Genomic DNA, 15527 nt, shown 5'->3' on the forward strand with positions numbered 1-15527 from the left:
GTTTATGAGTCAAAATATTGAGCCACAGGTAAGTGCTTTTGACATAGCAATAGTTGTGTGTACTTATAATCCTGATGAAAAAATATTTACCAGATTATTAAAAGCCATCAATCAATTGCATCATGACACTCCTTCACGTATCGAGTGTGTAATTGTTGATAATAATAGTCAAAAACCTTTGTCAGAAACAGGTTATGTCACCAAGTTATTGAAGCGGTGTAAGTTTCAGTCGAAGATTATTATTGAAGAAAAACAAGGGCTCACGGCGGCACGAATCGCAGGAGTTCAAAATACTAGTGCGCCAATTATTGTGTTTTTCGATGATGACAATGAGCCTTTACCTACTTATCTAGAAGAATTACAAAACTTGTTTACCAAATACCCATTTGTTGGTATATGGGGACCAGGAGATATAAGCGTAGATTTTTTAGAGCCAGTGCCAAAAGCACGGGAAGCATGGATGCGTGGTGTTTTTCAAGAAAAACACTTATCTAAAATACAATATGCACTCACTACCACCTGGACACCTGCTCACCCTTTTGGTACTGGGCTAAGCATTCGTAGACTTTCTATTAGAAAGTACTTAGAAGCCATTTCAAATAGTCAATACAGTTTATCTGATCGCAAAGGAGATAGTTTAGCTTCTGCTGGAGATACCCAAGTTGTGTTACAAGCTGTATTAGATGGGTGGGCTGTTGGAGTATCGCCAGATTTACAGTTGGTTCACATAATACCAGCTCATAGAACTAAAATCGCATATCTAAGGAAATTAATGTATGAAGTTGCCCTTAGCTCAAAAAAAGCTTTGGTTGAGCTAATGCCTGAAGAAAAACAGCAAGTAGTTATTTTAGGAAGATTTCCGTTTATAAAAAAAATAATTCGCCATACTTTTAATACTATATTGAGACGCAATAGCTTCTTTTCACAAATACAACTAGCAAGCTACCTAGGAAATGTAGCTGCCAGTTATCTTATTTTAGAAAAAAAACTCCCCAAGTGGATGTCTTATTTTATAAAAAAAAATGTTTATCAAAAAAGCAGAAAGGATTAGCCAGGCTCAACCTGCCTGCATAGGGCATTAGGTGGTTTTTGAGCTTGTAGAACAAGGTCCCCACAGTATTAAAAGGCAATTGTTGTGTATTTGTATTTCTTTAATTTTTGTAAAGAATTGTTTAGAAGTCGCAGATAATGCTCCACTAAATACTGATGATATGCTTATATTGAGCGTAGTATCCAAAAGCCACAGAAGGGAGGTTGTAGGAGTGGATTAAAGAATCTCGACAAAAATACAGGATAGAAGTATTAGATAAAGCATTTAAAAAAACGCTCAGTCAAATTTTAAATAGCTACCTTATATTCAATGGTTACTTGGTCAATATGTTGATCAAATTTGAAGTGATTTCGCTGAAAAAGCAGGGTAACCAAGCTTGATATATGAAGGATTATTTTGAAAAGAATATTGTATATATATTATGCTAGATTTAAACAGTAAGTCAATCCTTATTACAGGAGGAACGGGTTCGTTTGGAAAGAAATGCACTGAAACATTACTACAAAAATTTCCATCCATTAAAAAAATTGTCATCTACTCCCGTGATGAACTTAAGCAGTTTGAAATGAACCACCATACCCCTTATGGCAAACATAAGGCATTGAGGTACTTTATAGGTGATGTAAGAGATGGCGAAAGGCTAAAAAGAGCTTGTGAAGGCATTGACTTCATTATTCATGCGGCAGCACTTAAGCATGTACCTGTGGCAGAATATAACCCGATGGAATGTATCAAAACCAATATTTTTGGTGCTGAAAACATCATCAATGCTGCCCTCGATTGCGGAGTGCAAAAAGTAATCGCTTTATCTACCGACAAGGCTGCTGCTCCTATAAACTTATATGGAGCTACCAAGCTTTGTTCTGACAAACTATTTGTAGCAGCAAATAACATGAGAGGAGATCGTAGCCTTACCTTTTCGGTGGTACGCTATGGCAATGTAATGGGATCACGAGGCTCAGTTATTCCGTTTTTTTTGCAAAAGAGGAAAGAAGGAGTGTTGCCAATTACTGACCCTGAAATGACTCGCTTTAACATTTTGTTGGAAGATGGGGTGGACTTGGTATTTTATGCATTAGAAAATGCTATTGGGGGAGAAGTATTTATACCCAAGATTCCCTCTTATAAGATCACAGAGCTTGCCAAAGCTATTGCCCCTAATTGTGAACAAAAAATAGTAGGCATACGTCCAGGCGAAAAGCTACATGAAGAAATGCTTACTACTACTGACTCATTGAATACTATCGAAACACAAAAATATTATGTGATTGTACCTAGTCCACCCTTTAAAACTCATGAAGAAACAATGAACAAATATATCACACACTATCATGCTCAAGAGGTAGATAGAGGCTTTAGTTATAATTCGGGCAAAAATAGTGAATGGCTTAATGTAGAGGAGCTACGCACTTTGATTAAAAACTACATCGCACCAGGTTTTACTATATAACCCTTCTTTATGAGCTTTAAAATACCCTACGGAAGACAACACATTACTGAGGATGATGTGCAAGCAGTAGTTGCTGCTTTGAAGTCAGATTTTTTGACACAAGGACCTCGTATTCTAGCGTTTGAACAAGCTTTTGCGCAATATGTAGGGGCAAAATATGCAGTGGCTGTTGCCAATGGTACGGCAGCTTTACATCTTTGTGCACTGGCAGTGGGGGTAGAGGCTGGCTCTAAGGTAATTACTACTCCTATTACTTTTTCAGCTTCTGCCAATTGTGTAGGTTATTGTGGTGGAGAGGTTGTTTTTGCAGATGTTGACCCAAAAACTGCCCTGTTAGACATTGAAAAAGTAAAGGTGTTATTAGAAAAAAGTCCAAAGGGAACTTATCAAGGAATCATTCCTGTAGATTTTGCTGGGTATCCAATCAATCTAGAGAAGTTCCGTCAACTTGCTGATGAGTATGAACTTTGGATTATAGAAGATGCCTGCCATGCTCCAGGGGGATATTTTGTAGATAGTAAGGAACAACAACAGTACTGTGGGAATGGACTGTATGCCGACCTTGCTATATTTTCATTTCACCCTGTCAAACATATTGCTTGTGGTGAAGGAGGCATGATTACTACAAATGATAAAGTTTTGTATGACCAACTGGTGCAACTTCGATCCCATGGCATTACCAAAAGTCCAGGCCTGCTTCGTGAAAACCATGGAGGGTGGTATTATGAAATGCACAACTTAGGCTATAATTATCGTTTAACTGACCTGCAAGCAGCTTTGGGGGTGTCGCAGTTACAAAGGGCCGATGAGAGGATAGCTAGACGCAGAGAGATTGCAGAGAAATATGATAAAGCATTTGCCAATACATCAGTAGGTGTGATGCCAATGCCTGCCCAACAGGGAGTACATGCTTATCATTTGTATGTAATACAGGTGAACGATAGAAAAGGCTTGTATGATGATTTGCGGCAGCATCAAATATTTGCTCAGGTGCATTATATTCCTGTGCATTTGCAACCTTATTATACACAGTTTGGCTGGAAAGCCGGCGATTTTCCGCAAGCTGAACAGTATTACAGTCGTTGTTTAAGTTTGCCTATGTTTCCGACCTTAAGCAATGAAGAACAAGATTTTGTTATCGAAAAAGTATTGAAGTTTTGTCAATAAACAAATCAAAGTTGGCTCTGGGTACAGTACAGTTTGGACTGGATTATGGCATTAACAATCCCAAAGGGCAAGTAAGCTATGAGCACATCAAAGCCATTCTTATGGAGGCTCACCAAAATGGTATCAACCTATTAGACACCGCCGCAATGTATGGCAACAGTGAAGCAATGCTAGGCAATGCTTTGCAAGAACTGCAGTTGTCTTTTAAAATAGTATCGAAATTACCTGCTGAGGTAACCACAGGTGGGGTATTGCCCGAAGTAAGGCAGTCGCTGGAAAAACTACAGGTAGCCGTTTTGTATGGTTATCTTTTCCATGACTTTGATACTTTTAAACAAAACTCTGCTTTGTTAGAGGAGTTGGTACAGGCAAAAAAACAGGGGATGGTTAATAAAATTGGATTTTCGGTATATTACCCTCACCAGGTTGAGTACTTATTTGACCATCATATTTCTTTTGATTTAGTACAACTTCCCTATAATTTGTTGGATCAACGTTTTGAATACCTGTTCCCTGTTTTGAAAAAACAAAGAATAGAGGTTCACAATCGTTCTGCGTTTTTGCAAGGCTTGTTTTTCAAAGATAGTCAGTCATTGCCTGTTCATTTTCAAAGCATTGAGTCTAAAATAAATACTTTGCATGAACTCAGTCAACAACACCAAATACCTTTGGCAGCATTGCTATTAAACTTTGTGCAACTACAGCAAAACATAGATCAAGTAGTGATTGGGGTAGATGCAATTGCCCACCTGAAAGATAACCTAATGAGTGTTGATTTTCTGGAAAAAACTCGCAATATTTACTCTGACTTGAAACAACTAAAAGAAGACAACGAACAAATTATTTTACCTTTTCACTGGAAGTAATGGGGCTATTTTCTCTTCAAGATAAAAACATATTAATCACAGGTGGTTATGGCTATTTAGGACAAGCCATCTGCCAGGGTTTATTGGTACATGGAGCAAAAGTTTGGGTTTTGGGCAGGTCGGAAGACAAGTTTGAAAAAACATTTGAACAAGAAGAAAAAATATTTTTTGAACAAACAGACATTGCTGACACTCAAAGCATTCGTCAAAGCTTTGAAAATATAGCCAAACAAAACCTAATAGATGTACTCATCAACAATGCTTTTTATAGTCAAGGCCAACACCCTGAAACGATGACCGATGATGACTGGGCTATGGCATGATGTACACTTAATAGTGTTTATCGCTGCATCAGAGAAGTGTCCTTATTTAAGAAACAAGGACAAGGCAAAATCATCAATGTATCTTCAATGTATGGGATGGTAGCCCCCGATTTTTCAGTATACCAAAACAATGATTTTTTAAACCCACCCCATTATGGGGCAGCCAAAGCTGGGGTATTACAAATTACCCGTTATTTTGCAGCTTATTTGGGCAAAGACAACATACTAGTCAATGCGATTACTCCTGGAGCATTTCCTAGTCCTGCTGTACAAGAAAATCAAGAATTTATCAATAGTTTGTCATCCAAGTCTCCTTTAGGACGCATTGGCAAACCTGAAGAACTCCAGGGTGCATTTGTATTTTTAGCCTCAAACGCTTCAAGCTTTATGACTGGACAAAATATAGTAGTAGATGGAGGGTGGACCGCATGGTAAAAAATAAAGTAGGAATCATTATTCAGGCGCGTATGGGGTCGAGCCGCTTGCCTGCGAAAATAGCTTTAAAACTTCCTTACAGTGGAGAGTTATCTGTGATTGAACACATTATTGCCCGGTCCAAAGCTGTAAACCCTGATTATTTGATCGCAGTTGCTACTTCAGTCAATGCAGAAAATGACTTGTTGGCAGCAATGACTTCTCAGCAAGGTGTTGTACTTTTTAGAGGAGACGAAGAAGATGTGTTATCACGTTATGCTGCCATTACCCAACAATACCAACTTGATACAATTGTACGCCTTACAGGCGACAATCCCTGTATTGATCCAGTGTATATTGAAAAAGCCATCGAAGAACATGCCACTCATAAGGCAGATTATACTTATACTCAAGGGTTGCCACTTGGCATGAATGTAGAAGTAGTTTCAAATACCGCTTTACAAATAGCCCATGAGCAAGGGATCGATCAAAATGAAAGGGAACATGTTACTTATTTTGTGCGGCAACGCCCTGATCAATTCGTGCTTCATTATCCGCAGGTATTGTCTGATGAGCAAGATTGTGCCCAGTATCGGCTTACCTTAGATACCCCCAGCGATTACGCCCTCATGTGTTTACTTTATCAGCAACTATATTCTCATAATCATTTGTTTGGGTTCAACGAAATTATGGAGTTTTTCAAGGAAAATCCTTGGGTAAAAGCGATCAACCAAGATGTCTTTCAAAAAAATGCCTATCAATCATTTGAGGAGGAAAAAGCTGATGCATTAGAGTTGTTGGCAAAAAACGGTTTTATGTATACTATCAAACATCTGAAAGATGCCTAAACCAATTATTTATTTTCGCGCAGATGGCAACAGCCAAATAGGCTTGGGGCATATAGTACGTAGCCTCGCTTTGGCAGACATGCTATGTGATAATTTTGACTGTATATTTTTGGTGCAAACGCCTTCTGAGGCATTACAAAATCAAATTACCGAAAAGCATCAATTGATTGCCTTTGAAAATACAGACGATTATATAAATGAGGCAAAAAATATTGCTGAAAAACTCCTCCATAATGCCCATATAACAGTACTTGATGGGTATAATTTCAAAACTGAGTATCAAAAAATTATACGCTCCAGCGGTTGCAAATTGGTTTGCATTGATGATTTACATGCCTGGCATTTTGTGGCTGATGTAGTGATTAATCATGCAGGTGGTATACACCCAAGCAAGTATTCCTGTGAGCCTTATACCAAACTGTGCTTGGGCACTGAATATGCACTGCTTCGCCAACCTTTTCTAAAGGCAGCCCAACAATTGCGAAAGAGAGAGGATCTAAGTAAGGTTTTTATTTGCTTTGGAGGGGCAGATACTCATAATCTCACCGAAAAAACTATAAAAGCTTGTTTAGAGGTTGATCGGCTGACTGAAATTCATGTGGTAACTGGAAGTGCTTACACAGAACAAAAAGCCCTGAAAAAGATTGTTTCCACTAACAAAAAGCTATATTTTTATCAAAATCTGTCTGCCAGAGAAATGGCAGCGCTGATGGCACAATGCGATTTGGCAGTTGCTCCAGCAAGTAGCATATCTTATGAACTTTGTTGTGTAGGCATAGGGCTTGTTCTAGGTACGTATGCTGCCAATCAGCAAGGTATTTTTAATTTCCTGATAGAAAATCAGTTAGCAATCCCTTTAGGTGGGTTTCTTGAAATTACCCAGGCAGGTTTAACATGTTTGATAGAAAACATGCTTCCCGAAGTAGTCTTAAAACAGATAGCCGGGCAAAAGCACTATTTTCAAACACCTCGCTTGCCTAAGGTGTTTGAAAAGCTTCTCCTTGCTCAAAATGTTGAAACCGCTAAAGCCAGCATCGATGATATGGAATTATATTTTGATTGGGCAAATGATAAAGAAACCAGAAAAAACGCGATCAACTCTGAACCAATTATCTTTGAGCAACATAAACAATGGTTTCAAACAAAACTGTCTGATACTAACACTTTTCTTTATAAATTTACATATCAAGATGTTTCTTTGGGGCAAGTACGTTTCGAATTAATTGATAAGCATCTGGAAATAGGCTATTCTGTTGCTCCTCAGTTCAGGGGCAAAGGTTTTGGAGAAATCATTATGCAAATGGCCCTTAAAGCACTTGTTGGACATTATGATGAAAATATTTCGAATTTGCCAGACAAAATAATAGCCTTGGTAAAGCCTGATAATCAGGCATCTACAAAAGTGTTTGAGCATTTAAATTTTGAATTTACTGGCATGCAAACGATCAAAGGAGTAAATTTGAATCAGTACCAAAAACCTATCTATCGTGTTTATAAATAATTTTCCTATAGGCAATAACCATAAACCCTTTATCATTGCCGAAATGTCGGGCAATCACAATCAATCGCTCGAAAGAGCTCTTGAAATTGTAGATGCTGCTGCTGAAGCAGGTGCCCATGCTCTGAAACTTCAGACGTATACTGCTGATACAATGACTATCAGAGGGGCTCTTACTATTGAAGATAAAGAGTCCTTATGGCACGGTGAAGAGCTTCATACTTTGTATCAAAAAGCTTATACTCCCTGGGAATGGCATCGTCCAATTTTTGAAAGGGCTACAGAAAAAGGTTTGATTGCCTTTAGTACGCCTTTTGATGCATCTGCTGTTGATTTTCTGGAAGAGCTAAACGTGCTTGCCTACAAAATTGCTTCTTTTGAAAACAATGACCTTCCATTGTTAAAAAAGGTGGCAGCCACAGGAAAGCCTGTCATTATGTCGACTGGGGTGGCCACTTTAGGAATGATTGAAGAGGCAGTGAACACATTAAGAACACATGGGTGCAAAGACTTGGTTTTGTTAAAATGTACTAGCACTTATCCTGCAACTCCCGAAAGTACTAATCTGATAACTATACCCCATCTTGCCAAAATGTTCAACTGCACAGTTGGACTCTCTGACCATACCATGGGCATAGGGGCGGCTATTGCCTCGGTTGCTTTAGGAGCAAGAGTAGTAGAAAAACATTTTACTTTACGACGGGCTGATGGAGGGGTTGATTCAACATTTTCTATTGAACCTGAAGAACTAAAGGCGTTGGTAATAGAGAGTGAAAGGGCTTTTCTGGCTTTAGGAAAAGTTCAGTATGGAGTGCAAAATGCTGAGAAAAACAGTCTAAAATACAAACGTTCTGTATATGCAGTAAAAGACATAATTGTTGGCGATATCTTTACTTATGAGAATATCAGGGTGATTCGTCCTGGTGATGGTTTACCTCCTAAATATTATGAGATTCTATTGGGCAAAGCAAGTCATAAATTAATAAAAGCAGGCACACCACTAAGTTTCGATATATTGTTGTAACTTCTAGTTTTGCTATTATACCCACTGATAGAATTATGAATAATTACATTATTGTTTCAGAAAAGCGTTGGAATAGTAACTTGTCCAACACCCTCTATGAATACTTTGGGCAATTGCTTCTTAATCAGCCAAAAACAAGAGTTTAATTTAGTAACACTAGAGGAAATCAGACCACAAAAGATTTTTATGCTACATTGGTCTTATATTATCCCATCTGAAATATGTGAAAATTACGAATGTGTGGTTTTCCAATATGACTGATTTGCCTTATGAAAGAGGAGAAAGCCTGTTGTAAAATTTGATTATAAGAGGAGAACCAATACACGAAAATTTCGGTACTGAGGGTCATAAAAGAGTTAGATGTTGGTGATATTTACCTGAAAAAAGAACTGAGTTTGCTGGGAACAGCAGAAGAAGTTTTTATAAGAGTATCGGGAATTATAGAAAAAATTATTATGAAAATTGCAGAAAAAAATACTACGCCTGTTCCCCAAAAAGGTGCTCCTAATCTATTTAAACGATGCACACCAGCCAATAGTAATATTGCTACATTGGCACAAATAGAACAAATATATGACTATATAAGAATGCTGGATGCTGAAGGATGCCCCAAAGCCTTTATGAAAAAAGAGCACTTTCGATTTGAGTTTAACAGAGCATCTTTTAAAGCCAATGGTAGTATAATATCTGATGTTAGAATTATCCAAAAGAAATAGATGAAAGACAAACAACTAGCATTTATAAAGTCTTTGTACAACAAAGGAGAAAATATTATGTCTTTTTTGCGAGGGCAAAACAATAAAAACAGTACCGAAGCTATATTGATAAGCTATGATTTTCAAGCAGGTACTTACATACAATACACAAATAATCACCCAGATTTTAACAGTAATTATACCAAACATATTGCTCAAACTCTTGCCGATTTTGCTCCCTCTTCTATACTTGAGGTAGGTGTAGGCGAAGCTACCACACTTGCTAATGTACTTGCTAAAATGGAAGATTCACATATTAAATCATACGGTTTTGACCTCTCCTGGTCACGTATAAAATATGCTTACCAGTATGTAAATACAAAAGAACTAAAGCAATCTGTATTTTTATCTACTGGCGATTTATTTCAAATGCCATACCTCGATAATTCTATTGATATTGTATACACCTCTCACTCTATAGAACCCAATGGAGGCAGAGAAAAAGAGGCGCTGGAAGAGCTCTACAGGGTGGCAAAAAAATATGTCATATTATTAGAGCCTGCTTATGAGTTGGCAAATAAAGAAGCCCGTCAAAGGATGAAAAACAACGGTTATGTAACTAGTTTGCATTCAACAGCCCTATCATTAGGCTATAAAGTGCTGGAGTATAGACTATTTGACTATTGCGCGAACCCTTTAAACCCTACTGGATTGATGATTATCGAAAAATCAACAGAAAAAAACGCAATAACTCATCCATTGGCATGTCCTGTTACACGAACAAGCTTGTCGTTCGATGAAAATGCCTATTTTTCCAAATCTAGCTTGTTGGCATACCCTATTCTCCATGGTGTGCCTTGCCTCACTCCTGATGATGCAATTGTAGCTACTAAATTTTTAAATTTCTAACATGTTTGATTTTAAAAATAAACGTTTGTTAATAGTAGTAGCCCCCCCCAACGATGAACCCTTGAGGGGGAGGGCTACTATGCATCGTTTGATAAGTGAGCAAAACTGCATAGCAAGAGCGGTTATTTTGGGTAAAGGTATTACCTCACGGGTTAATGAACGGGATATATCAAAATGGGAAAAAGAATTGAAAACACACCGTCAGGATATCCACAATGCCCAAAAATGTATTGGCTATGAGTTTGTGGGTATTTATGCTTTTCCTGACAACTGTTGCGACTCAGTAGCTTTGCTTGACCTCATACTGGGTGGCAAGCCTTTAACCACCCTATTCAGTTTTCACCCAATATTTTTGTAAAAGTATCTGAACAAAATCTTCAGGCTAAAATAGCTGGAATGGAATCTTATGTGTTTGAAAAACGAGCTTACCCGCATCCCCGTTTCCCTGAATCGCTTACTTATAGGGCAAAATACTGGGGCAATGATATGGCAGAGGCATTTATGGTGGTTAGAACTGTTCTATGAAGGTATTCAAAATTTTTTAATTTTTTTGGAAAAACGAAAATGCTCAACACCCCTGTTCTACTTATTATATTTAAACGGTTAGATACTACCCGTCAAGTACTGGAAAAAATTAGAGAAGTTAAACCCAAGCAATTGTTTATAGCTGCTGACGGTGCTCGTCCAAATGTAGATGCTGAAGCAAGAAAATGTGAAGAAACCCGAAATATTATCAATGAAATAGATTGGGAATGCGATGTGCAAACTTTATTTCAGGATAAAAACTTAGGTTGTGGTTTAGGACCAGTTACCGCTATTACATGGTTTTTTGAGCATGTAGAGCAAGGTATTATTCTGGAAGATGATTGTTTGCCAGATGCTTCTTTTTTTCATTTTTGCGAAGAATTGCTTAACAGGTATAAACATGATACTCGTATGATGCACATTGCTGGTACCAATCACCACATGGGGAAAAAATTTGGCGATGCATCTTATTATTTTTCTCGAATAAATCCTTGCTGGGGCTGGGCAACCTGGCGGCGTGCTTGGAAGCATTTCGACTATGAAATGAAGCTATTCCCTAAATTTAGAGATGAAAATAAGATGTATGATGTATTTCATACTCCCGAGGTCGCAGAGTTTAAAATCAAAAAATTTGAAACAGGTTATCAAAACATAGTCAAGGGGGTTTGGGATTATCAATGGCAGTTTGCCTTTCTTACCCAGTCTGGAATGGCTATCATGCCTAATAAAAACATGGTCAAAAATATTGGATTCGACCAAGATGCTACGCATACTTTCGAAGTGAACTCAAAATACCAAGAAAATATACATCTTGAACAATTAGATTTTCCTCTTACCCATCCAGAATTTACTATTATAGATCACAGGGCTGACGACAACCTCTATTTTGAATGGTATAAAGCTCCTCCTTCTTCAAAAATGGAAAGGTTAAAGGCAAAAATACCTGCACCTTTAAAAAAAATAATGAAAACATTGTTGCTCAAAAACAAGCATTCTAATTAAACCATGTGTATAAATGTGCCTCAATTTGCCGCATACACTTTTAATACTTTAGTTTTCTTATGAAAATATTAAAATACTTATATTTTTTGCTTTATCTGGGAAAGTCAGCCCTTCAGTATATCAAAGACACTTATCTGCAATATAGTATTAGGCAAAAATTACTATTCAAAGGGGATTTTCAGATAGGTAAAAATGTTGTGATCAATAACTACGAAAATTTTACTCCTCCTGTTGGGGGTAAAATAGGTGATTATAGTCGTATTCTGCAGGTCGGGTTCACAGGAAATATTCACAGAGATCAGAGCATTACACTAGGTAAAGGAGTCATTATTAGTCGTCATGTAGAGCTCACAATATGGGAGCATAACCACTTAATAATCAAGGATCATACTTCACTTCAAGATAATTGTAAATTATTGGGAGGTGTGACCATAGAACGTAATTGTTTGCTTGCTCCCAACGTTTTTATGTCTTCTGGCAATCACTATTTCTCCAAAAACCCTTTTGATTTGATCAAAAACCAAGACAAGGAGGTATTGAGCACAGAGGAAGGTACTTTAGCCCATGTAAAGCCTATACACGTAGAAGAGGATTGCTGGATTGGGTTAGGCTCATATGTAAAGAGAGGAGTCTACATAGGTAGAGGCGCTGTTGTAGGAGCTTATACATTGGTTACCAGAAATATACCTCCTTATTCTATACAGTCTGGAAGCCCGAACACAGAGCTTAAAAAACGAATTAATTTTAACCCACCTACGGCCATTTATGCCATCAATGAGTTGCATTGGCCGTATTTTTATCGAGGCTTTGCTCAACAAAAAACTGACCGAAAAGAATCGCTCAAACAAAATGGTTTATTTGCTTTCGAAAAAGCCCTTATTACCCTCAAAAAACAAGTGTTTTCTGAATTAAAACTCAATATGTTTTTTTCTGAGAATTTTCAACCACAACTGCTTGCTGTTAAATTAAATGATGTCCTGTTAATTCAACTCCATATTACTTCTGATAAAACTGAATACATTATTCCAGTGCCAACAGAAGTTTATGAAAAATCCATTCAAAACCTCTCAAAATTTCCAGATGTTCTTCAAAAATATCATTTATTTACATTTGAGTTAATGCCAAAGGTCAACAGTTCAGTATCGAAGTATGGGGTTGTAAGTTGTGAAATATACTAAACCATTAGTAAATTGATCTTTTAAAGCACGTATCTAAACCAGTTTTAAACCTTAATAACCCTAGTAGAATAAAGGCGTTAACTTTTATTGAGAATTTAATTTTGTTATAATATGATATCTATATTAAAATCTTTTTGGCACTTTTTAAAAGCATTTGTCTATTATAAACTTAAAGGTATTACTCCATCTACTGGATTTCATGCCATGCGCAGACTATTTGTGCTAACCAATGGACGTTTCAACAACTGGTTCAGCTTTTTTAATGCTATTTTTGTTGGGAAATATTCACAACTAAAAAAAGATCAGTCAGGAGTGCTGGGGCATTTGTCAAATCAAGAAATAAAAAATATAGCTCTAAAAATAAAAAAAGATGGATATTATATATTCGATACCAAGCTGGATGATACTAGTGTGGAAAGTTTACTCAAATTTGCTGAAAATACTCCCGTTAAGTATTTACAAATTCCTGAAGAGCGGGACGAAGTAACCAGAGTCAAGTTCTCAGATGAGTCTGTAATCTATAACCGTGATCATATAATAGCACCCAAGTATGTTTTTAGTATGCAACAATTGATTAATCAGCCCATGCTTCAAAAACTTATTTTCGATCCTACTTTGTTAGCTATTGCACAATCATACCTTAAAAGTAAACCCATACTAGATTTGATAGCCATGTGGTGGAGTGCTCCATTTGATGAAAAAGGAACCGCAGAAGCTGCACAAATGTATCATTTTGATTTAGACCGCTTTAAATTCCTTAAGTTCTTTTTTTATCTCACAGATGTAGACTCTGATACAGGACCGTTTTGTTATGTAAAAAGCTCGCATCATAAATTACCAACAGCCATTTGTAAAGATAGAAGGTTAACAGATGAGGAAATAAAACAACATTACTCTCAAGAACATATATTAGAACTTCTAGGTAAAAAAGGAACTATTATGGCGGTAGATACTCGTGGGCTACACAAAGGTAAACCTTTGCTCAAAGGTGAACGACTCATTTTCCAATTAGAATTTTGTAATAACTATTTTGGTGTGGAATACCCAAAAGTTGCTCTTCCACACACTTTAGAAAGCTCTCAGAAAAATATGTTTACAGAATTTCCTGAAGTTTATTCTAAGATATTAACCCAGAATTAATTTCTCCAAAAAATGACTAAAGGTCCTAACATTCTATTTTTTTCGCGAACTACCTACACACAATTATTGCCTAGACTTACATCAAGTGTATACAATAGTTTTCATGTAACAGTTAATCTCAAAGAAAAACAAGAAGTAGAAGAGCTGGGAGGCATAGTTGTAGGCTGTTTTGAAGAAGAATTCGATCAATTGGATATGGCTACTATCCCCCATAACTTTCTTCAGTCTTCTTTTCAGGCAGATCGTTTTATGGGATGGCTTACTTTAGAAGAGAGGCAGGAGATTTTGGGCAAATCTATTAGTTTTTGGAACCGTATTCTAAGCGAACGTATCTATTTTGCAGGCGTACACGAAACCATTGCCATAGAACAGGAAGAAGTATTTAGTTTAATGCTTAAGGCTTACAATGTTTTAGACTTGAATTTTTTGGTATCTGTTGTTCCCAAGCAGTTTATATGGAAACCTGACCCCTATAGTTCAAGTTATCCAGAAGTAGTACTTGAACAAACCCCAATAACCGAGGCGAACCTTTCGTTGGCAAAAGAGATTATATCTAAAACGAAACAAAAAGGGCACAAACCCTCTTTTATATCTAATCCGCCCAAAAGACTGAAAAAATCAAATACTCGCCATTTTTTTTCACAAATTAAGTATGAAATCAAGAAGCGGCTAAAGTTAGTGAAGAGTTTTTCCAGAGAAGAAAAAAAACGAGACAGTGTATTTTACTACAATCAATTGGGGACTCATTTTTACTACTATGATTTTGTAAAAAAACATTATCCTAAATCAGGAGACTATGATGATCTAGATAATTTAAAAGCATATAAAAAAATCTTCTTCCCTTTTCATTTCGAGCCAGAGGCTACCTTGTTGTATTTTAATCCTGATGTTGCCGAACAACTCAATACAATTCAACAAATAGCTAAACAGTTGCCGTTGGATACTGTTTTGTTGGTAAAAGAACACCCTTATCAACCTGGGTACTTGCTACAAGAAGAATATCAAACATTGCGAAAAAAAAATAGTAACATAGCATTTTTACCAGCCGAATTAGACTCTCACTCTATACTTAAACAAACTAAAGCTGTAATTACAATTTGTGGTTCGGTAGGTTGGGAAGCACTCATTAATAATATCCCTGTAATTGTATTAGGAAATGTGTTTTATGATAGACACCCAGATATTCATAAAGTAGCAAACTTTAAGGAAGTGAAAGAAGTACTGGATAGTAACATACTAAATATGCCAGATGATAAAAATACAATTGAGTATTTGGCAAAGTTTATTGCTCATAATAGCCGAGGAAACCCTTCAAATGAAAAGATTTTTAATGACCCTGAAAATATTAAAAATTTAACAAACTCCATTAAACAAAAGATTCAATATTTTTCATCAAAACAAGTTCATTTGAATAATTGAGGTACCTCTTACAATAAA

The 15527-nt window shown here is 36.8% G+C and carries 15 protein-coding genes and 1 pseudogene; all 16 read left to right on the top strand.

What is annotated here, in order from left to right; all coding sequences use genetic code 11:
- The first annotated feature begins 4 nt into the window (after nucleotides 1-4).
- A complete protein-coding gene (locus tag M23134_RS00860; RefSeq protein WP_002692872.1) occupies nucleotides 5-1051 on the top strand; it encodes a glycosyltransferase in 1047 nt (348 codons plus the stop codon).
- Nucleotides 1052-1472: 421 nt separating this feature from the next.
- A complete protein-coding gene (gene pseB, locus M23134_RS00865; protein ID WP_002692874.1) occupies nucleotides 1473-2501 on the top strand; it encodes a UDP-N-acetylglucosamine 4,6-dehydratase (inverting) in 1029 nt (342 codons plus the stop codon).
- Nucleotides 2502-2510: 9 nt separating this feature from the next.
- A complete protein-coding gene (gene pseC / locus M23134_RS00870; RefSeq protein WP_002692875.1) occupies nucleotides 2511-3668 on the top strand; it encodes a UDP-4-amino-4,6-dideoxy-N-acetyl-beta-L-altrosamine transaminase in 1158 nt (385 codons plus the stop codon).
- Complete coding sequence (locus M23134_RS00875; RefSeq protein WP_053337214.1) at nucleotides 3659-4534, top strand: aldo/keto reductase; 876 nt, start codon at nucleotides 3659-3661, stop codon at nucleotides 4532-4534. Before pseC ends, M23134_RS00875 begins: the two co-directional genes overlap by 10 nt.
- A pseudogene (locus M23134_RS41965) lies at nucleotides 4534-5292 on the top strand (SDR family NAD(P)-dependent oxidoreductase). The gene M23134_RS00875 and the pseudogene M23134_RS41965 overlap by 1 nt, the downstream one beginning before the upstream one ends.
- On the top strand, nucleotides 5286-6119 hold the full coding sequence (locus tag M23134_RS00885) for a glycosyltransferase family protein (protein WP_002692883.1): 834 nt from the start codon (nucleotides 5286-5288) through the stop codon (nucleotides 6117-6119). The pseudogene M23134_RS41965 and the gene M23134_RS00885 overlap by 7 nt, the downstream one beginning before the upstream one ends.
- Complete coding sequence (pseG, locus tag M23134_RS37305; protein WP_002692885.1) at nucleotides 6112-7620, top strand: UDP-2,4-diacetamido-2,4,6-trideoxy-beta-L-altropyranose hydrolase; 1509 nt, start codon at nucleotides 6112-6114, stop codon at nucleotides 7618-7620. The genes M23134_RS00885 and pseG overlap by 8 nt, the downstream gene beginning before the upstream one ends.
- Nucleotides 7607-8641: a pseudaminic acid synthase gene (pseI, locus tag M23134_RS00895; protein ID WP_002692887.1), complete on the top strand. Its 1035-nt coding sequence runs from the start codon at nucleotides 7607-7609 to the stop codon at nucleotides 8639-8641. Before pseG ends, pseI begins: the two co-directional genes overlap by 14 nt.
- Before the next feature lie 455 nt (nucleotides 8642-9096).
- A complete protein-coding gene (locus tag M23134_RS40385; RefSeq protein WP_198144955.1) occupies nucleotides 9097-9357 on the top strand; it encodes a hypothetical protein in 261 nt (86 codons plus the stop codon).
- The gene (locus tag M23134_RS00905; protein ID WP_002692891.1) at nucleotides 9358-10245 is read left to right on the top strand and encodes a methyltransferase domain-containing protein; all 888 of its coding nucleotides are present in this window, start codon (nucleotides 9358-9360) and stop codon (nucleotides 10243-10245) included.
- Nucleotide 10246: 1 nt separating this feature from the next.
- A complete protein-coding gene (locus M23134_RS00910; protein WP_002692893.1) occupies nucleotides 10247-10603 on the top strand; it encodes a hypothetical protein in 357 nt (118 codons plus the stop codon).
- A 38-nt stretch (nucleotides 10604-10641) separates the two neighbouring features.
- Nucleotides 10642-10770, top strand: a complete 129-nt coding sequence (locus tag M23134_RS42410) for a hypothetical protein (protein ID WP_002692895.1) — start codon at nucleotides 10642-10644, stop codon at nucleotides 10768-10770.
- 39 nt (nucleotides 10771-10809) lie between these two features.
- Nucleotides 10810-11772 (top strand): hypothetical protein, encoded by a 963-nt coding sequence (locus M23134_RS00915; RefSeq protein ID WP_002692897.1) that lies wholly within the window; start codon nucleotides 10810-10812, stop codon nucleotides 11770-11772.
- Between the two features lie 59 nt (nucleotides 11773-11831).
- Complete coding sequence (locus tag M23134_RS37315) at nucleotides 11832-12950, top strand: acyltransferase (protein ID WP_002692899.1); 1119 nt, start codon at nucleotides 11832-11834, stop codon at nucleotides 12948-12950.
- A gap of 111 nt (nucleotides 12951-13061) precedes the next feature.
- The gene (locus tag M23134_RS00925; RefSeq protein ID WP_002692901.1) at nucleotides 13062-14090 is read left to right on the top strand and encodes a phytanoyl-CoA dioxygenase family protein; all 1029 of its coding nucleotides are present in this window, start codon (nucleotides 13062-13064) and stop codon (nucleotides 14088-14090) included.
- A gap of 12 nt (nucleotides 14091-14102) precedes the next feature.
- Nucleotides 14103-15509 (top strand): capsular polysaccharide export protein, LipB/KpsS family, encoded by a 1407-nt coding sequence (locus tag M23134_RS00930; protein ID WP_045112750.1) that lies wholly within the window; start codon nucleotides 14103-14105, stop codon nucleotides 15507-15509.
- The last annotated feature ends 18 nt before the right edge of the window (nucleotides 15510-15527 follow it).

It is taken from the genome of Microscilla marina ATCC 23134 (assembly GCF_000169175.1).
Taxonomy (GTDB): Bacteria; Bacteroidota; Bacteroidia; order Cytophagales; family Microscillaceae; genus Microscilla; species Microscilla marina.